At 42.6% G+C, this 19242-nt stretch carries 15 protein-coding genes; 10 read left to right on the top strand and 5 right to left on the bottom strand.

Going from position 1 to position 19242, the window contains the following annotated elements:
• The first annotated feature begins 164 nt into the window (after positions 1-164).
• The 3 genes from M886_RS10885 to M886_RS10875 all read left to right on the top strand — a co-directional run bounded on the left by M886_RS10885 (position 165) and on the right by M886_RS10875 (position 3378).
• Positions 165-1361 (top strand): peptidase U32 family protein, encoded by a 1197-nt coding sequence (locus M886_RS10885; RefSeq protein WP_048051169.1) that lies wholly within the window; start codon positions 165-167, stop codon positions 1359-1361.
• Between the two features lie 357 nt (positions 1362-1718).
• A complete protein-coding gene (mch, locus tag M886_RS10880; RefSeq protein ID WP_048051168.1) occupies positions 1719-2684 on the top strand; it encodes a methenyltetrahydromethanopterin cyclohydrolase in 966 nt (321 codons plus the stop codon).
• 226 nt (positions 2685-2910) lie between these two features.
• Positions 2911-3378, top strand: coding sequence for a DUF2124 family protein (locus M886_RS10875; RefSeq protein WP_048051167.1), 468 nt, complete (start codon positions 2911-2913; stop codon positions 3376-3378).
• Between the two features lie 270 nt (positions 3379-3648).
• Here the strand turns inward: M886_RS10875 and M886_RS10870 are convergent, their stop codons facing one another.
• Positions 3649-3975 (bottom strand): hypothetical protein, encoded by a 327-nt coding sequence (locus M886_RS10870; RefSeq protein WP_152558023.1) that lies wholly within the window; start codon positions 3973-3975, stop codon positions 3649-3651.
• A gap of 286 nt (positions 3976-4261) precedes the next feature.
• A complete protein-coding gene (locus M886_RS10865) occupies positions 4262-5056 on the bottom strand; it encodes an alpha/beta fold hydrolase (RefSeq protein ID WP_048051165.1) in 795 nt (264 codons plus the stop codon).
• A 413-nt stretch (positions 5057-5469) separates the two neighbouring features.
• Between M886_RS10865 and M886_RS10860 the strand changes: the two genes are divergently transcribed.
• The 6 genes from M886_RS10860 (at position 5470) to M886_RS10830 (ending at position 13972) form a co-directional block, all read left to right on the top strand.
• Complete coding sequence (locus tag M886_RS10860) at positions 5470-6627, top strand: LL-diaminopimelate aminotransferase (protein WP_048051164.1); 1158 nt, start codon at positions 5470-5472, stop codon at positions 6625-6627.
• A 275-nt stretch (positions 6628-6902) separates the two neighbouring features.
• Positions 6903-7673 (top strand): UPF0280 family protein, encoded by a 771-nt coding sequence (locus M886_RS10855; RefSeq protein WP_048051163.1) that lies wholly within the window; start codon positions 6903-6905, stop codon positions 7671-7673.
• Between the two features lie 504 nt (positions 7674-8177).
• A complete protein-coding gene (locus tag M886_RS10850) occupies positions 8178-10829 on the top strand; it encodes a PAS domain S-box protein (protein ID WP_048051162.1) in 2652 nt (883 codons plus the stop codon).
• A gap of 339 nt (positions 10830-11168) precedes the next feature.
• Positions 11169-12995: an aldehyde ferredoxin oxidoreductase family protein gene (locus M886_RS10840; protein ID WP_048051160.1), complete on the top strand. Its 1827-nt coding sequence runs from the start codon at positions 11169-11171 to the stop codon at positions 12993-12995.
• Positions 12995-13297 carry a MoaD/ThiS family protein gene (locus M886_RS10835; protein ID WP_084685074.1) on the top strand — a complete coding sequence of 101 codons (303 nt, stop codon included), beginning with the start codon at positions 12995-12997 and terminating at the stop codon, positions 13295-13297. The genes M886_RS10840 and M886_RS10835 overlap by 1 nt, the downstream gene beginning before the upstream one ends.
• Before the next feature lie 93 nt (positions 13298-13390).
• Positions 13391-13972, top strand: a complete 582-nt coding sequence (locus tag M886_RS10830; protein ID WP_048040662.1) for a cysteine hydrolase family protein — start codon at positions 13391-13393, stop codon at positions 13970-13972.
• 275 nt (positions 13973-14247) lie between these two features.
• Here M886_RS10830 and M886_RS10825 read toward each other — a convergent pair whose 3' ends face one another.
• The 3 genes from M886_RS10825 to corA all read right to left on the bottom strand — a co-directional run bounded on the left by M886_RS10825 (position 14248) and on the right by corA (position 17702).
• Entirely contained in the window at positions 14248-15201 is a 954-nt protein-coding gene (locus tag M886_RS10825; protein ID WP_235203934.1) for a mechanosensitive ion channel family protein, read from the bottom strand.
• A complete protein-coding gene (locus M886_RS10820; RefSeq protein ID WP_048051158.1) occupies positions 15189-15932 on the bottom strand; it encodes a DUF432 domain-containing protein in 744 nt (247 codons plus the stop codon). Before M886_RS10820 ends, M886_RS10825 begins: the two co-directional genes overlap by 13 nt.
• A gap of 699 nt (positions 15933-16631) precedes the next feature.
• Positions 16632-17702, bottom strand: a complete 1071-nt coding sequence (gene corA, locus M886_RS10815) for a magnesium/cobalt transporter CorA (protein WP_048051157.1) — start codon at positions 17700-17702, stop codon at positions 16632-16634.
• A 283-nt stretch (positions 17703-17985) separates the two neighbouring features.
• Between corA and M886_RS10810 the strand changes: the two genes are divergently transcribed.
• Positions 17986-18906, top strand: coding sequence for a mechanosensitive ion channel family protein (locus M886_RS10810; RefSeq protein WP_048036997.1), 921 nt, complete (start codon positions 17986-17988; stop codon positions 18904-18906).
• Positions 18907-19242: the final 336 nt, after the last annotated feature.

The following is a 19242-nucleotide window of genomic DNA, read 5'->3' as shown; positions in this document are numbered from 1 at the left end:
AAAATGCAGTACACTTATATAAAGATTTCCGTAAACCGAGACCTCATTTAATTTAATATGAAAAGTTTACATTTCTTACTATTATTTATTAGACTGATTGGCCCGTACTAATGATAAATTCGATAAGGATATTTTTAAATTGGAGTTAAGGCATTCCCTCTTCCATGCATAACAGTCCAGGCCCGGAACTCATAATGGGCATCAGAAACCTTGCAGGGCTTGAAGCCTGTTATAAATATGCAGATGCGGTTTATTTCTCAACTGACAGGCTCAGCCTTCGGGCAAAAGCAAAAGAGATTAATCTGGAAAACCTTGAGGAGTTTGTCTCCGAGGTAAAAGCACGGAATTTAAAAGCTTATCTAGCTGTGAATTCAACAGTAAATGAAGACAGGCTTGAAGAAGCAGGAAATGTGATAAACGCAGCCTCAAAAGCCGGGGTAGACGCAGTTATTGCCTGGGACCCGGCTGTAATCCTGAAAGCACGCAAAGCCGGCCTCAGGATCCACATCTCCACGCAGGCAAACATTACAAACCACGAAACTGCAGAGTTTTACAGAGCCCTTGGTGCAGAGCGCATAGTGCTTTCAAGGGAACTGTCCCTGGATGAGATAAGGGAAATCAGGCAACGGAGCGATGTAGAGGTCGAAACTTTTGTCCACGGGGCGATGTGCATGGCGGTTTCAGGAAGGTGCCACTTATCCGCCTATGTCCTCGGAAAATCCGGAAACTGCGGGGAATGCACTCAGCCCTGCCGCTGGGAATGGGAGCTTCACGGGGAAAACAATCTTGTCATGGAAAGCAGGGGGAAATACCTCCTCAGTGCAAAAGATTTATGTATGATAGAACATATTCCGTCTCTTCTCAGAGCCGGGATAGATTCTTTTAAGGTAGAAGGAAGGCTGAGAGACCCGAGATATCTGGAAGTGGTCTCGCGCTGCTACAGGGAAGCAATTGATGCCTGTAAAGAAGGGACATATAGCCGTGAAAAAGTTGATTCATGGCTTTTCGAACTTTCATCGGTATATAACAGAGGCTTTTCTACTGGTTTTTACTTCGGAATTCCCGGCATCGAAGGCTTTTCTCCTGAAAAGGGCATGAACGCCTCAGAGAAAAAACGCAGGGCTGCAGGAATTGTAGAGAATTATTACCCCAGACAGCATGCCGCAGCAATAAAGCTGCTTGAAGAAGGGCTTGAAATAGGAAACGAAATTCTTATCGAAGGAAGCACCACATATCTGAAGCAGAGGGTTACCTCCCTGATAAAAAACGGCATTATCCTGCAAAAAGCTGAAAAAGGAGACGAGGTGGGGCTTGCCGTTGAAGGCACCGTCCGAAGGAATGATAGAATATTTATAATCTGATGGTATTTCTCGCAGACTAATATCAAATAACTAAAATATTATAACAGTATCTATATATTGGATTCTTCCTTATACGGATAGCAAATCAGGAAGAAACAACTTAATCTAACTGGCTAAGTTGTTCGGAGCCTGATATTAATTGCCTGGTTATTTGTACTTAATTATTCAATATTGTACCCGGTTATCCGATATGATACTTGTCTGGCAGGATAAACTTCCAGCCGGGAAAATCAGCTATTGGTAGCCAGCTATCTGACCAATACTCTGCTTACAGTAATTCCTGTATGTAAACAGTATCAATAAACTATTTCGAGAACCGGGACAAACAATTCTCGGACTGACATGTAAGGTGATATTTTGATAAGCGTTAACGAAATGGGCTCATACGTCATCGAAGAGATGCTCGACTGGAGCGAAGACCTGAAAACGGAAGTAATCAAGCTTGAAAATGGCGCCACAATCATCGACTGTGGGGTTAATGCCGAAGGAGGATATGAAGCCGGGATGTACCTTGCAAGACTCTGCCTTGCTGACCTTGCTGAACTTAAATACAGCACCTTTGACCTCAACGGCATCAAATGGCCTGCCATCCAGGTAGCAACCGACAACCCTGTAATCGCCTGTATGGCTTCCCAGTATGCTGGCTGGAGAATCTCTGTAGGCAACTATTTCGGTATGGGTTCAGGTCCCGCACGTGCGCTTGGCTTAAAGCCGAAAGAGCTCTATGAAGAGATCGGTTATGAAGACGATTTCGAAGCTGCTGTCCTTGTCATGGAATCCGACAAACTCCCGGATGAAAAAGTCGTGGAGTACATCGCAAAACACTGCAGTGTAGACCCGGAAAATGTCATGATCGCTGTTGCGCCTACAGCTTCCATTGCAGGTTCTGTCCAGATTTCAGCCCGTGTCGTTGAAACCGGGATCCACAAATTCGAATCCATTGGCTTTGACATCAACTGCATAAAGAGCGGGTACGGAATTGCCCCTATCGCCCCCATAGTCGGAAACGATGTCCAGTGCATGGGTTCAACCAATGACTGTGTCATTTATTGCGGCGAAACCAACTATACTGTCAGCTTCGAAGGTGAGCTGGCTAAACTCGAAGACTTTGTAAGAAAAGTCCCCTCAACAACCTCAGACGATTTCGGAAAGCCGTTCTACCAGACCTTCAAGGCAGCGAACTTTGACTTCTTCAAAGTCGACGCAGGCATGTTCGCTCCTGCAAGAGTAACAGTAAACGACTTAAAGAACAAAAAGACAATTTCGAGTGGTGGGCTCTACCCCGAAATCCTGCTTGAATCCTTCGGAATCAGGAAAGTTTGAGAAGACATTTACGTCATCTCATTCTTCTCTTATTTTTCTCCACATTATTTTTCTCCACTTTTCCCCTGTTTTCAATATTTTTCCAGTTTTGGCAGTCCTGAAATGGCTCCGGCTTTAAACTCAACCTATTTATGGGAATGTTCCCAATCTTATTGTGAAAGTAGGTACTGTAGAAAGCGGTTAAAAGCAGAATTATTTATAATAGATGAATAAGGAGAAGAGTTTCATGCAGATAATAAATACCTCACAGGGAGTAGGAGGCATCCTGAACAGCTTCAAGAGTCTCCTGGACGGAGTAGAAAAGATTACATTTGTCGGGACACCGGGTTTCTGCACCCCCTTCGCAGAACTTATGGGTTTTGTTGCCAGGGACAAAAAACTTATTTTTATTCCCAATATGGACTTTGAAAAAGCCAGGTTAATATCCATGACTCCTGAAGGGATGCAACTTGGAGAACCTATAGACGCCCATGCTGATGCTGTTGTCCTGCTCGGCGGGCTTGCGATGCCCAAGATCGGCGTCAGCCCTGACAAAGCTAAGGAGATTGCAGAAAAGGTCCTTGAAGGTTCAAATAAACGAAAAATTATCGGGGTCTGTTTCCAGTCAATGTTTATACAGCAGAAATGGGACGAGGTTATCAGTTTTGATTATATCATCAATGCTGACCTGGCAGTTGAGGTCCTTAAAAGCTAAAAACCTGACACTGGAAAAAGCAGGAGATTACCAGACTGAGTAAAAAAGATTAAATCAAAGTCTCAAAATTATTTACAAATACTTCTTTTTTCTATTTTTTATCGGAGCCTGATGTTTCTGATAGTAAGGATTCTGATGGTCAATTTCAGATGGTCAGTTTCAGATAGTGAGTTTAAATAATCAGTTTTAGATAGTCAGTTTAAATAATCAGTTTTAGATAGTCAGTTTCAGATTCACGATGTACGCCCTATTACTAAATTATAAAGAATGTTAACGTATATGGGCATAAGGATCAGGGACTATCATGCTTTCGTCCTCAGGTGCTAAAATGTAAACTACAATTGCAATCAAAAGAGCAGGGGATGTAAGGAACCATAATAATATGCTGATCAGACCTTTCATAAACAATGAGCTTCCAGCGAGATCAACCTGTTCATCGCCGTTGAACAGAAGTTGAAAAGAAACATCAACAGGTCTTGTAAAATTAAGACCCATATAATAATAAGCATTAAGCGGAATGCCAAAAGTTACTTCTATAGCTAAAATAAATATTTCAGATGCGATAAAACTTAGAAAGACAGTTTTAATTTTAGACACGCTACAAAAATTTACATTCATACTTTATAAAACTTTGCAATGTTCTAGTTTATTCTGGAAAAATCAATAACATCAATCATTTTTAAGATTTAATCTTCTTGCAATCTTATACATTTTACTCCACATTGCCGTAGATTCATATACACGGCTCTTAAAGAAATCACAAAAAGTCCTTCTATCCCTGAAAAGCCAGGAAAAAATTTCCTTCACTTTCTGAAGAATTGGTAGCCAATGGATAACTCAGTGCCCAATTATACCCATTTTTTTCAAATCAACATGTACCAGATTATTTCTTATTCGCTTGAAGAAAGCTGCGCACCTCGGCATTGAAAATCTCCGGTGCCTCAAGGCTGCAATCATGACCGACGCCGGGTATGATCACAAGCTTCGATGCTGGAATCCTGGCATGCAGATCCTCGGCAACGTAAAGAGGAGAACGCTGATCGGCTTCACCATACAGCAGCAGTGCAGGTACTTTGATAGTTGGAAGCATGTCACGAAGATCAGCCTCAGCGAAAGAGCGTAGTATCACTCTCATTCCGGCGGGATGGAATTCTGACATAATTGTTGCGGTCTCATTGATTACCTCTACAGGCACTGATTTTGTGAAAAGCGTTGGAATCCACTTTTCAACAACCTTCTGTGGTGGCAATCTGGATTGCTGAAGCCCCTGTTGTAAGCGTTCTTCCACTACATCGGGTGGAAGGGACCCTGCCCACCCGGCATAAGCCGAAGCCAGTATGAGAGACTTCGGGATGCTGGAGTAACGACGGTAAAATTCAAGTGCGAGTCCGGCACCGAATGACAGACCGAGAATGTGAGGCTTTAACAGGCCGATTTCCTTGATAAATACAGCAAGACAGTCTGCAAAGTCAGGCAAACGGAAAGTTTCCGGTGGATCTGTCGAACGTCCACATCCTGGTGCATCCCATGCCACCACTGTGAACTCATCGGACAGCTCATCAAGCTGCCTGCGCCACATCCGGCTGTCACTAAGAGCCCCGTGAAGAAGAATCAAGGGCGACCCCTCTCCCTTCCTCTCGAATGCGATGCGCAACCCATTTATTTCTACCTCATCCATATATTAGCCACATAACCAAATTTAGCATTTTTATGTATTTACTTTATGAATCATAAATAAGGCTCTTTAGATTAAGGTTCTTTAGAAAATCTGTCAAGACCAGAATAGCAGGTTAAAATTTTCGTTTTATATCGATCCTGGGAAGACATTTTAACTATTGTTTTCCCGGTTAGTAGAAATATGGAAACCTTCCTGTATTTGTCCAGTTTCTACATAATAAAGGTATTACCTCCCACGCAGTATATGTCCAGTTTATCCGGTTTTACCTCAGCTACTTTTTAATGCCAATAAAAACTTTTATAAAATAACTTATCAAGGACAAAGAAGGATCCCTTAACCATACCTTTTAATAGCCCCACTGCAGTAATTATGCAGAATTATACACTGTAAATCATATTCAGGTGACTTTTCCAATGTATTCAGACCGCATAAACGCATTACCCCCATACCTTTTTGCAGCTATCGATGAAGCAAGAGACGAATTAATTGCTAAGGGAGTGGACGTAATAGACCTTGGCGTGGGAGATCCCGACCTACCGACACACCCGCATATTGTTGAAGCCATGCAGAAGGCTGTCTGCGACCCCGGGACGCACCAGTACCCTTCTTATGCCGGGATGCCCGAATTCAGGAAGGCTGCGGCTGAATGGTGCAGGAAATATAAAGGAATTGAGATAGACCCCGTAACTGAAGTACTTTCCCTTATAGGGTCAAAAGAAGCTGTGGCCCACATCCCGCTGGCTTTCGTCAATCCCGGAGATGTTGTGCTCTATACTGAGCCAGGGTATCCCGTATATAAGATCGGGACTCTTTTTGCAGGTGGGGAGCCGTATCCTCTGCCCCTCAAGGCTGAAAATAATTTCCTGCCTGACCTGGACTCAATCCCTGAAGATGTCCTGAAGAAAGCCAGACTCTTCTTCTTTAATTACCCGAATAACCCAACTGCAGCAACTGCTGATATGGCGTTCTTTGAGAAAGTAGTAAAGTTCTGCAAAAAGCATGACATCATTGCCGTCCACGACAACGCGTACTGCCAGATGGCTTACGACGGCTACGAAGCACCTTCTTTCCTTGCAGCAGAAGGGGCTATGGACATCGGCATGGAACTCTATTCCCACTCGAAAACCTATAATATGACAGGCTGGAGACTAGGTTTTGCGGTAGGAAATAAAGACCTGATAAAAGGGCTCGGGAAAGTCAAATCCAATGTGGACTCAGGCGTCTTTGATGCAATCCAGATCGCAGGCATCGCAGCCCTCTCATCCCCCCAGGACTGCGTTAATGAAACAAACAAAATCTACGAAGAAAGGCGGAATGCTCTTATAGAGGGGCTAACTGCCATGGGCCTTGAAGTAAAGCCCCCTAAAGCCACATTTTATATCTGGGCTCCGGTCCCGAAAGGCTTCACTTCGATCAGTTTTGCAAAACTCCTGCTCGAAGAAGCCGGAATTGTAGCTACTCCGGGAGTGGGCTTTGGAGATGCCGGCGAAGGCTATATCAGGTTTGCACTCACAAAGCCGGTTGAAAGGATCAAAGAAGCTGTGGAAAGGATGAAAAAGCTACAGCTCTAACTTCCATTTTGATCCAGACAATAATTGAACCGGGATCAAAGTGAATCAAAAATCATATGAGAAAAAAATCAGTCTGGCGGCACGATTGAAAAAGCCGCCAAAACCTTTTTTTCAAATTTTTCATCCGCGCCTTCTGCATTCGTTATTAAGAACATTAAAAAGAGGTTCTATATTTAAGTTCAATATTCTGGTCCAGTACTTTAAGTCATTTCAAAAAACTAAGTCATTTTAGAAAAGCATTTCTTTTTTAAGCAATAAATTCCATGTAGACCAGCATGCCAGAGCCCGCAAGAAAACCTGTTAAAGAACCCGAAGAACCTGCCGGAACCCCGATAAAAGAACATTTCCAGCTCAAAGAAACCATAGTTACTATCGCAGCCTGCGACCGGAAATATATAGAAGCCGCAAAAGAAGCAATCCGCACCCACAGGGCGGTTCTTGAGACTTATATCCTTTCAGACCCCTATTTTCAGATCACACTCGAACCCTATGAATGCCCGGAAAATGCCCCTGAGGTCGTAAGGAGGATGATAAAAGCAGGAAACACGATAGGAATAGGGCCGATGAGTGCAGTTGCGGGCACTATCTCTGCCCTGGCAGTGGAAGCTATGGTAAAAGCCGGAGCAAAATATGCTATAGTCGACAACGGAGGAGATATCGCACTTATAAACGACAGGCCTGTTGTGGTCGGGATCTATTCGGGGCAGTCCCCTATCAGGAACCTGGGGCTTGTATTCGAACCGCGTGACTCTATAACGGGTGTTTGCACCTCTGCAGGCACAGTAGGACCTTCAATCAGCTTCGGGATGGCAGATGCAGCTGCTGTGTTTTCTGACGATGTTTCTCTTGCAGATGCGGCTGCAACAGCACTCGGGAACGAAGTGGGGACAGGAAAGGAGGCAGTAGAGATATCATTCAGGGCTATCAGGGGGATTCCGGGAATAAAAGGCGCGCTTGTGATCCAGGGGGAGTACATAGGCATGTGGGGAGACCTGCCAGAGATTACAAGGGCAGATGTCAGGTACGAATACATTACCAAGGCATAAAGTTCCCTGAAGCTTTCAGATGCATTTTTAAGATGTATTTTCCAGATGTATTTTCCAGATGTTTTTTTAAGATGGATTTCCAGATGTTTTTTTAGATGTATTTTCTAGAGATATTCCAGATATACTTTATATTTACAGGATTTTTTACGTGTTTAATAAAATGACTTTCATCTTACATTATAACAGTAAGGGGCGCAAATATTAATATATTATTGACATTATTTATGATAAAAACATTTAATTGGCGGCAGGTCAATTCTGTTTTTAAAAAGAATAACGGCATATTCCGTATAATTAGACAGTAGTTTCAGAAAAATTCCCCTGACTCATAAACAGTTCTTAAAAATAAGGTAACCAATACAGTATTAAACACACCAGAAAGCAATCAGTTATAAATGTTCAAAGCTGAAGTTTTTCAAACCATAGTTTTCAAAACCATAGTTTTCAAATCATAGTTTTTAAGTCATAGTTTTCAAAGTTAGATTTAAAAGCTGGGGATCCTGAATGAAGAAAAAGTTAAGAGAACCTGGTGCCGAGACTACAGGAAATGAACGGGTGGAAGATCTTCTGAACCAGGCTGAACAATACATCAGGCTCGAGAACATTTCCTCACCTTCCCGGAAGATAAAAGAAAAAGGACTTGCTGAGATTATTGATGTTCAGGCGGTCCAGTCCCTCATGGAGGACTTTTATAAGCTTGCCCGCATCCCCATGTGCCTGGAAGACCTTGAAGGCAATATTCTGGTGGGCGTCGGCTGGCAGGATATCTGCATCAGGTACCACAGGGCAGACCATGAGACCTGCAAACTCTGTATCGAAAATAGTGCGAAGTTGGCAGAAGGTATTGCGCCCGGAGAGTTTAAGCTGTACAGGTGCAGAAACAGTATGTGGAAGATGGTAACCCCAATTATCGTCAGCGATCAGCATGTAGGCAATATTTTTTCAGGGCATTTCTTTTTTGATGATGAACCTCTGGATTATGAGTTTTTCCGAGCCAGGGCAGGAAAATATGGCTTTAATGAAAAGGAATACGTAGAGGCTCTTGAAAAAGTCCCGAGGTTGAGCAGGGAAGCTGTAAACACAGGAATGTCCTTCTTCATGAAATTTGCCAGCATGGTCTTACAGGTAAGTTACAGCAATTTCAGGTTATATCAGGCTCTGGAAGAACGCAACGTACTGATGAATTCGCTGCGTGAGAGTGAGGAAAAATGCCGCAGTTTTTTAGAGGCAGCAAATGAAGGAATATGGATAATTGACGCTGAAGATAAGACCATTTATGTAAATAAAAAAATGTCCGGGATGCTTGGATATACTCAGCAAGAGATGATAGGCAGACCCGGGTGGGACTTCATAGATAAAAAAGACAGGTGTGTTTCCGAAAAGATCAGGGAAAAAAAGCATCAGGATATAGATGAAAGCCATGAATTCAAATTTATATGTAAAGATAGCTCTCCCTTATGGGCACTTGTAAATACCAAATCCTTTTTTGACAGGGACGGAAATTTTGCAGGCTCTATCTGGATGTTCACAGATATCACAGACCGCAAACAGGCTGAAGAAGCCCTTATCAGGAGAGAAAATGAGTTCCGTACACTGGCTGAAAATTCTCCTGATATAATTGCCCGATATGACAGACAAAAACGCTACATTTACGTTAACCCTGCTGCTGCAGAGCCTTCCGGTCACTCTCCGGAAGAAATCATGGGGAAAAACAGTATTGAACTGGGAATAGACCCTGAAACAACAAAGTTCTGGGAAGAGAGTATTGAAAACATTTTCATAACAGGAAAACCCGAAACAATTGAATTCAATTACATGTCCCCTGAAGGAAAAGATTACTATTTTAATACACAGCTGGTTCCTGAATTTATTGATGAGAAGGTAAACTCTGTCCTTGCCATTTCCCGTGATATAACAGATAAAAAAATAGCAGAAGCTAAATTGAAAGAAACACTTGAGAATCTGGAAAGATTGGTAAGAAAAAGAACCGCAGAACTGGAAAAAGCCTATTATTCATTAAAAGAAAGCGAAAAAGGCCTTGCTGAAGCCCAGGAAATGGCCCATATAGGGAACTGGGAATGGGATATTGCAGCTAATAAAACATACTGGTCTGAAGAAATGTACCATATTTTCGAACGGGATACTAACAGGCCAGCTCCGGTTTACACTGAACACCTGAATTATATACATCCCGATGACAGGGACTATTTTGACTCCTCCACAAGAAAAGCTGGAAGTGAAAAAACTTCCAGTATTGAGTATAGGATTGTGCTGGACAGCGGGGAGGAACGTACAGTACACATGCGGGCTCAGGCAGTTTTTAATGAGGAAAATATCCCCATTAAAGTAAAAGGAACGGTTCAGGATATCACTGAGCGTAAAAAAGCCGAACAGACACTTGTAAACCTTGAGATCGCCCGTAAGAAGGAAATCCACCACAGGATAAAGAATAACCTCCAGGTCATATCATCTCTTCTGGATCTCCAGGCTGAAAATTTCAGTAACAAGACATGCATTAAAGACTCCGATGTTCTTAATGCTTTCAGGGAAAGCCAGGACAGAATAATGTCTATTGCCCTGATTCACGAAGAACTCCATGAAGGCGGAGGAAATAACGCACTGTATTTTTCTCCTTATCTTGAAAAGCTCGTTGAGAACCTTTTCCAGACATACAGCCTTGGAAATGCCAGCATCAGTTTATATACGGATCTTGAAGAGGATATATTTTTTGACATGGATACGGCTGTTCCTTTAGGGATAATTGTCAATGAACTTGTTTCCAACTCTTTAAAACACGCATTTAAAGGCAGAAGCGAAGGGAAAATTCAGATCAAACTATTTAAAGAAGGGAGTGGCGGAGAAGAAAAAACCGAAAATGGAATGGAAAAGAATAAGAAAAGACCTGCTGGAAAGGATACAGGCACTGTAGATACAGGTTATGTACTGGTTGTCTCGGATGACGGGGCTGGAATTCCTGAAACAATAAATCTGGAAAACTCGGATTCTCTTGGTTTGCAGCTTGTAAACATCCTGGTAGACCAGCTTGAAGGGGAAATCGAGCTAAAGAGAGATAACGGTACTGAATTCATGATAAAAATCAATGTACTGCAAGGTTCTTTAAAGTCCCAGACTGAGGAAAAAAACTCACAAAACTGAGGATTTGTGATTTAAAATTAAAATAGATAAAATTAAAACTGCAAATCCCTATTTTTATATCCTGTTTTTAAATATACTTCGAATTCCGGTATATCAGGGCTGTTTCAATGATCTCCTGTTTACGTGAATCTTTATATTAAGGGGGAGTTATATAATTGGATATATTTAATTTATATTGCTTCAAGCCAGATTTATATTTCATTGAGGCAGATGTTTGAAAGTGATCCGGCGGTTTCTCTTTTGAGCCAGTTTCTGGGACTGGAGCTGGGGATTGCTGCCGGAAACCGGAAGAAAGAATATTCCGAAAACTAAAAAAGATACTATGGGAGGAAATAATCTATGTTAGGGGGCTATGCGGGAAAAATTCTAGATGTTGACCTTGAAACAGGAGAGCTTAAAGACAAAATGCCGGATGAAGAAATACTGAGGAGGTATATTGGAGGGAAAGGTCTCGGACTGAAACTCATATACGATGAGTTCAGGGATGATATGCAGCCCTTTGACCCGGATAACCTCCTTGTATTCTCAACAGGCCCTGCCACAGGAGCAAGAGTGCCAACCAGCGGGCGTTTCCATGTGCTTACGAGTAAATCTCCGCTTACAGGGGCAGTCGGGAGCGGGAACTCAGGAGGGAAATGGGGACCTTACCTGAAGTTTGCAGGTTATGACGCAATAGTTATGAGAGGCATTTCTGAGAAACCGGTTTACCTGACCATTATAGATGGGAAGGCTGAACTTGTCGAAGCTCCTGAAATCTGGGGCATGACCGTACCTGCTGTTACGGAAGAACTGCTAAACAGGGCAGGGACAGACCCGAAGAAAACCTCCATTGCGTGTATAGGGCCAGCTGGCGAGAACCTGAGCCTCATATCCTGTATTATGAACGACGAATACAGGGCAGCAGGCAGGACAGGTTCAGGGGCTGTTATGGGCAGCAAGAAATTAAAAGCCATTGTTGTTTCCGGAAACCAGAGGCAGAAATCCGCAAATCCGGAAATGCTTGCTGAAAAAGTTGCCGAATCCATGAGCCTCATCAGGGAAAACCCGGTAACAGGACCAAAAGGAGGCCTGCACGTTTACGGGACTGCGGTCCTTGTGAACATAGTGAATGCACACGGAGCCTATTCCTCAAGAAACTTCCAGCAGAGCTATTTCCCTGAAGCCGATGAACAGAGCGGAGAAAAACTTGCTGAAAGTTATCTTACAGGGACTACAGGCTGCTGGGGCTGCCCGATTGTCTGCGGAAGAAAGTCCTTTGTTCCTGACGGCCCTTTCAGTGTAAAGTATACTGAAGGTCCTGAGTATGAGACAATTTTTGCTCTGGGCTCCAACTGCGGAGTAAAAGAGCTCGATGCTGTCATAAAAGCCAACCACTTCTGCAACGAGTTCGGGATAGATACGATTTCCATGGGAGGGACTATAGCCTGTGCCATGGAACTTGTAGAGAAAGGAAAAATTCCCGAAGAAAAATTACTGGGTTTTAACCTGAGGTTCGGGGACCCCGGAGCAATGGTTGAGTGCGTCTGGAGGGCAGCGTATAAAGCAGGTTTTGGGGCTGACCTTGCACTTGGCTCGAGAAAGCTTGCGGAAAAGTATCAGGCTCCGGAATACGCAATAAACGTCAAAGGCATGGAACTTCCTGCCTATGACCCCCGTCCGATCCAGGGGATAGGGCTTGAATATGCAACCTCAAACCGCGGAGGAGACCACGTTTACGGTTATACCATTCCATCCGAACTCCTCGGAATTCCTGAGAAGCGTGACCCCTATTCAACGGAAGGAAAGCCGGAGTGGACCATTTTTATGCAGGATCTTGGTTCGGTGATCAACTCAAGTGTTATCTGCCTCTTTACCAGTTTTGCTCTCGGGCTTCCCCAGTATGCGGGGATGCTCCAGGCAATCACGGGCGTGGAACTTGATCCCGAAAAACTGCTTAAGATAGGGGAGAGGATTACGAACCTTGAGCGCCATATGAACAACAGGTACGGCTTTAACAGGGTTCAGGATGCTCTCCCAAAGCGCCTTACAGCAGAACCCACCCCCGCCGGACCTTCCAGGGGCCAGGTCTCTCATGTGCCTGAAATGATTGATAAATATTACGAACTCAGAGGCTGGATTGATGGAGTGCCCACGGAAGAAAAGTTAAAAGAACTCGGGATTGCCTGATGGGAAACAACGGGAAAATGAAAATAAATGTGAAATTTCTTGCCTCTATCCGCGAGATAGCCGGGGCTCACGAGATGCAGTTTGAACTGAATTCAGGGTATACTGTAAAAGACCTCCTTGAATTTCTGGAACTTCGTTTTGGAGTGGAGTTCAAAGAAGCGGCGGGAAAACCCTTCGAGGACGAGAATCCCAGGTTAAGATTCCTTATTAACGGAAGAGATATTGATTTTCTCCGGGGACCCGGAACAGAACTGAAGGAAGGAGACCTTGTCGTCCTCATCCCTCCGGTTGGAGGAGGTTAAGTGAGAGAAGGTTAAGTGAAAGATATAGAAAAAAGTAAATAAAAATGCTTGAATTAAGAAAGGACAAAACAGTCAGGGAAAAGTGGTGGAAATTTGAAAGCTCTGATAATTATGGACATGACAAATGACTTCGTATTCGAGAAATATGAACATGAAGGAAAAGAATACGAAGGCAGGCTTGTAGCCCCGCTGGGGAAGACGATAGTAGAGCCTATTGCAGCCCTGGTGAAAAAAGTGGTTAACAGCGGTACAGTCTCTCTTTTCAGGATTTCCAAAGACCACTACGACGCTTTTACAAACCCCGAACTTGAACTGAAGGTGGCAGAGCTTGGAATTGACGAAGTGTTCATGACAGGGCTTGTCGATGAGATCTGCATCTACCATAACACTCTCGGATTTCTCGAAAGAGGATTTCGAACAAAGGTCGTTAGAGGCTGTACCGCCCCTTTTGACCCGGAAAAGGGAAGAGAATCTCTGGGGGAACTCGATGCCTGTGGCGCGAAGATGGTCGATGATATCCCTTCTGACATAGGTGTGATTCTCCTTCTCGAAGACGAACACGATGAGAACTCAGAAGAAATAAAATCCGGAAGCTGGCCTCCCCATAGTATGAAAGGAACTCCAGGAGCCCTTACAGTAAAACCTATAAGAGAGGTGCTTGAGAGCAGAAAATAAGAATGAAAAAATGAAATAAAAAGAAAAGAGGAAAGAGGAACGGAAATAGGGACAGAAAAAATCCGAATAATGTCTTTATTTTTTTCATTCAAGCCCTGTTTCTCTTCCTTTCCCTTCTTTTATCTTCTTTTATCTTCTTTTATCTTTTTTTATCTTTTTTTATCTTTTTTTATCTTTTTTTTCCTTCCTTTCCCCTCATTTCTCTTCTTTCCTCTTCTTTTATCTTCTTTTTTCTTAGCCATCCCTTCCTTTCATATGGCAGGTCGATCTCAGGCTTAATTCAATACCCTTTCTTCAAAATTCAATACAGGCTCGGTCTCGTCAAGCCTGTTTATATTCGGCTCTTCAGCAAGCTGAGGCTTTTTTTCAGTTTCGGATTTAATATGAAGCACCCTCTGCGGGTAGGGGATTTCTATCCCGTTTTCTTCAAGGGTTTTTTTGATATTCCACAGGAGCCTGGTCTTCAGCCCGAACCATTCACTTACGGGTGCCCAGATTCTCACCACGATATTAACCGAGCTGTCTCCCAGCTCGTTTACAAAAACCGATGGAGAAGGGCTCAGAAGGGCAAAGGGCTCCTTATCTATGAGATCCTTGATCAGCCATATTGCAGCACCGGCATCATCACTGTAGCGGATCCTGATCGTATATTCAAACCTTCTTACAGGGTGCCCCACAATATTCGTAATATTTGTAGTGAACACCTGCTGATTTGGAATTCGAACAAGGAGGCCGTCATATGTCCTTATCAGGGTTGAGATTATGCGTATATCAGTGACATAGCCGGCTATCCCGTTAACATCCACCTGGTCTCCTATTTTTATGGGCCTTTCAAACATAAGAAAACATCCTGAAACCAGGTTTCCGACAATGTTCTGGCTTGCAAAACCAAGCACTATACCCGCAACTCCTCCTGCAAGCAGGAGACCTGAGGGATCAATCCCTATCAAAGGCAGTATCGAAATAAAAATAACAACAAGAGAACCGTAATAAAGAAGTTTGAGTATGGGCTCGCCCACATCCTTGCTGACATGGTCCTTAAGAGTCCTTCGAAGATAAATTATAATAACCCTGAGAAAGATTATCGAAAACGTAAGGACGATTACAAATTTTATAAGATCTCCGGGAGTAACCTGACCTTTTGAGGTTGTGTACAGCACATTGTCAAGGAGGTTGAGATCAGGAAGAATCGCAGGAAGATTAATATCAGGGAGAATCAAAAGCCCCACCCCATATAAAACTTAAGAGGCACAAAGCCGAGCTTCCTGAGGCTGTAAACTCCGAAAGCCTCTTTCCTGATTTTCTGGTCTTTTACAAGATAACCTTTCATCTCTCCGTTAACGGGTTGCATATCGAAACCTGTTTCAGCTGTGTTCCTGTTGAGAATTTCCATACGGGCTTTCATGAACACGTCCCCGTCATAGTATAGTTTCATCCCGTATGCACTGAAAACCGCTTTTGAAATTGAAGCCCATTCAGAAGAAGCATTCCGCAGGGTAAGCTCCATAACCCCTTCCTGAAGAGGATTAAGTTCAGGGGAGACGGAGTATAATCTACTTTTCCAGTGTTTGCAGACTACTCCATTGGACACTTCCCCGTAAAGGGTAAATTTCTGCCTTGACAGGCTGAGAACATCTATAAGTTGAGGGTTCTTATCACCGATGTCAGAGATAAAAACACCTATTTCAACCGGAAAAGTCAAAAATATCTGCCTTTTCTCCCCGCCTGCAAGAAGCAGTGTTTTTTCAAATTCGATCAGCAGATTTGGAGTAATTTCTTTAGGTGTATTCAGAGGCTCTACAGGATTTATAATAATGCGCTTCCGGTCTCCAAGAACGAGCTTTTCCACTTCATCTTTTCCAGAAGTCCTCCTGTATACCCATCTATCTCCAGTTTTATCTAAAGAAATGGAAATTCCGTCCTTTTCTACGGAAAAAGGGGGGTCGTAGTAACCGTACATGTTATTCAACTATTCCAGCAAGAAACACATTTCAATAATTTTTAATAATATTACATCCAAACTATTATAAAAAAATTACTTCAAATAAATATATAGGTTTGTAGAAAAAGATGCTTAATAGTAATCAATTACCTATAGTAATCAATTACCTATAGTAATCAATCACCTGGAATTCCCGGAGAAACCCATTCCAGCCTCTTTTGCTGTACCGTGAGTTTCTGCCCACCATTTCAGAAAAAATAACACCTGACAACCAGCTTCAGGATTAAATCATAAATATCGTAAAATCTAATTCGCCAGCAATCCGCAATAATATTTATAAACAGTTCTTTTGAGATCAGTTCAAGTTATAATTTATAAAGCAGTCCTCAGGAAAATCAATTAAAAAAAGAACTATAAAGTAGTCCTCCAAAAATCAATTCAAAAGAGAACTATAAAGCAGTCTACCTGAGAAATCCAGTGAAATAATCAAAAATCAGTCCTCTTGAGCGAGCAAAGCGAGCGAAAAGGACACCGTCCTCCCGAGACGGGACTCGGGCGAGACGGAAATCGGGCGAGACGGAAATCGGACAGACGTAGTTTGGACAAGACGTAGTTTGGACAAGACGTAGTTTGGACAAGACGTAGTTTGGACAAGACGCAATGCGGACATGGTGCAGTCCGGATAAGATGCAGTTAGAGTAAGGCGAAATTCGGGCTTTAGACCCACCTTCTTTTCTTAAAGTAGAGAAACATGCTTATCCCAAGTATCGTCATTGCAAACATTACTGCAGGGTAACCCCATCGCCATTTGAGTTCGGGCATGTATTCGAAGTTCATGCCATATACTCCTGCAATAAAAGTAAGAGGGATAAAGATCGTGGCGATTATTGTCAGGACTTTCATAATGTCATTCATTCTATGGCTCAGGCTCGAGAGATAGACATCTACCATTGAAGACAGGATATCCCTGAAGGCTTCTATGGAATCAATAACCTGAATTGTGTGGTCGTATACATCCCGAAGGTAAATCTGCGTACTCTCCTTTATAAGCTGGGACTCCGTCCTCTGAAGGCTATTTATTAACTCCCTGAGAGGCCAGACTGACCTGCGGAGTGTGATCATATCTCTCTTATACTTCTGGATCGCTTTCAGGGTTTCAGGCATGGGGTCAACTATAAGCTGTTCTTCAAGGTCCTCTATTTCTTCCCCGAAATGTTCAAGGATCAAAAAATAGTTATCAACCACAGCATCTATAAGGCTGTATGCAAGAAGGTCCACTCCGTTCTTTCTCAGGCGCGATGCGGAGTTTTTTAACCTGTCGCGGATGGGATTAAAAGCGTCTCCTTCCTTTTCCTGAAAAGAAAGAATGTAGTTGGTGCCAAAGATAATGCTTACCTGGTCAATAAGAATCTCTTCTCTTTCTTCATCGAGGAGCATCATTTTAAGAACAGCATAAATATAAGAATCGTAATCCTCCATTTTTGGGCGCTGTCCGGTGTTCAATACATCCTCAAGAGTGAGAGGGTGAACCCCAAAGTAACCTCCCAGTTTTTCTATAATTCCTATCTGGTCCAGCCCATCTACGTTTATCCACAGGTTCATGCCGGGCTGACCTTTAAGTTCCTGACACTCATCTACGGTTTGAAGCTCTTTTTCGATAAGTTTTTCACTGTTGTATAACCAGGCTTTAATAACGGTTTTTTCTGCCTTTTTTTCCCCGACATGGACGAGAGTTCCGGGGGCGAGACCGACATTTGATTGTTTTCTTCCGGGAGTACTCGGTTTCAAGGCTCTGCCTCACTTTGGAATAAAATTAGATACTTCAGTAATAGAGTTTTATTGATTTAAGCCTGTGCATAACCTTAGACAGATAAAAAGCGATATTTGGAGACATTTGACAATATTAACTATAACCCGATTTTTAATATATAAATGAGTTTTTAAGATCTTATAGATAAATATATCTATTATCCATTAAATAGAATATAACGGGAAATGTAAAAATTGATCTTACAAAAACAGGGGAATTTGGAAAGATCATAGCTTCAAAACCAGATAGAGGGGTAGTTGTATGGTTCAAACGGAAGTAACAAGTAGTTTATACAATATGCTGGATCAGTTTATAGCCTTTATTCCGACATTGGTAGCAATAATTCTTCTTATTATAATTGGGACAGTATTGGGGAAAGCTCTTGGAAGGATAGGAGCGACGGTGCTGGACAAAATAGGACTTGATGACCTTGTCGACAGGACAATAGTAGGTGGCATGCTGAGAAGAGGGCAGATGAGTACTGTTGGCTTTTTTGATGCAGTCATCCGATGGTTTGTCTACATAGTTTTCGCCATAATCATCCTGGACCTTCTGAATATTGAAGTAGTCAACAACTTTGTAGACCTCATAATATACTATGTCCCGCTTGTGATCTCTGCTCTCATTGTCCTTCTTATAGGGCTGTTGATTGTGGATTTCATCTGTGATCTGCTCCAGAAAGTGCTCATATCAACCGGGATCGAAGAGAAATTTGAACAGACCACTATCGGAGCTTCAGTCAGATCCGGCGGAATGACAATTTCAGGGATCATAGCTGGAATAGTCAGGATATTCGGGTACCTGATATTCCTCACGGCTGCATCTGATATCCTTCAGCTGACCATGATAACCGACCTGCTAATAGATATCACCCAGTATTTGCCACGCGTCATCGTAGCCATCATTATCCTGATGGTAGGGGTCCTGTCCATAGATATAGTCATGGACTACCTGAGCGGTGCTGTCAAAGGCATGGAAGTGGAAGGTGCGGATGTAATTCTCCCTCTACTCAGAGGCTTCCTGCTCCTCATTCTGGTTCTGGTCGCCCTGGACACGATGATGATAGACACAGGTATTCTGTATGTCTTCTTCGGGCCGCTTGCATGGGGAATTGCTATCGTGGTAGCATTCAAATACGGGGTTAAAGACGCAATCGTCGCTTACGCAAAAGAAAGGAAGTAATTTCTTCCTTTCATTTTTAATAAAAATGTTCTCTTTTGAATCTGACAGTTAATTAAAAATTTCTTTTTTTGAATTTAACAGTCCGGCTAAGATTACTTTGTTTGGGGTAAAGCATCTCCGGAATCGAATATTTACTGTTATCATCTACAAGTATAATGCTGAAAGATGTGTTATTTATAATGGAATTATATATAAAATAAGTTTTAAATTGATCCTAAATATGCTTATTTTCTACTTTAGCAGACTATTTTTTAGAGACAAGTAAAAGATAATAATTATTAGATATATTTCAGGGCCTTTTTTTCAAATTTATTTTTTTACAGAGATAAAAACATT

This window comes from Methanosarcina soligelidi (genome assembly GCF_000744315.1).
In the GTDB taxonomy this organism is placed as follows: domain Archaea; phylum Halobacteriota; class Methanosarcinia; order Methanosarcinales; family Methanosarcinaceae; genus Methanosarcina; species Methanosarcina mazei.
This window is presented reverse-complemented; position numbering and strand designations above follow the sequence as displayed.

Coding starts and splice junctions, on each gene's coding strand:
- M886_RS10840 (WP_048051160.1), top strand. CDS start 11,169: ATGTTAGGGGGCTATGCGGGAAAAATTCTAGATGTTGACCTTGAAACA.
- M886_RS10885 (WP_048051169.1), top strand. CDS start 165: ATGCATAACAGTCCAGGCCCGGAACTCATAATGGGCATCAGAAACCTT.
- M886_RS10860 (WP_048051164.1), top strand. CDS start 5,470: ATGTATTCAGACCGCATAAACGCATTACCCCCATACCTTTTTGCAGCT.
- M886_RS10865 (WP_048051165.1), bottom strand. CDS start 5,056: ATGGATGAGGTAGAAATAAATGGGTTGCGCATCGCATTCGAGAGGAAG.
- M886_RS10850 (WP_048051162.1), top strand. CDS start 8,178: ATGAAGAAAAAGTTAAGAGAACCTGGTGCCGAGACTACAGGAAATGAA.
- M886_RS10835 (WP_084685074.1), top strand. CDS start 12,995: ATGGGAAACAACGGGAAAATGAAAATAAATGTGAAATTTCTTGCCTCT.
- M886_RS10875 (WP_048051167.1), top strand. CDS start 2,911: ATGCAGATAATAAATACCTCACAGGGAGTAGGAGGCATCCTGAACAGC.
- M886_RS10820 (WP_048051158.1), bottom strand. CDS start 15,932: ATGTACGGTTACTACGACCCCCCTTTTTCCGTAGAAAAGGACGGAATT.
- M886_RS10810 (WP_048036997.1), top strand. CDS start 17,986: ATGGTTCAAACGGAAGTAACAAGTAGTTTATACAATATGCTGGATCAG.
- M886_RS10855 (WP_048051163.1), top strand. CDS start 6,903: ATGCCAGAGCCCGCAAGAAAACCTGTTAAAGAACCCGAAGAACCTGCC.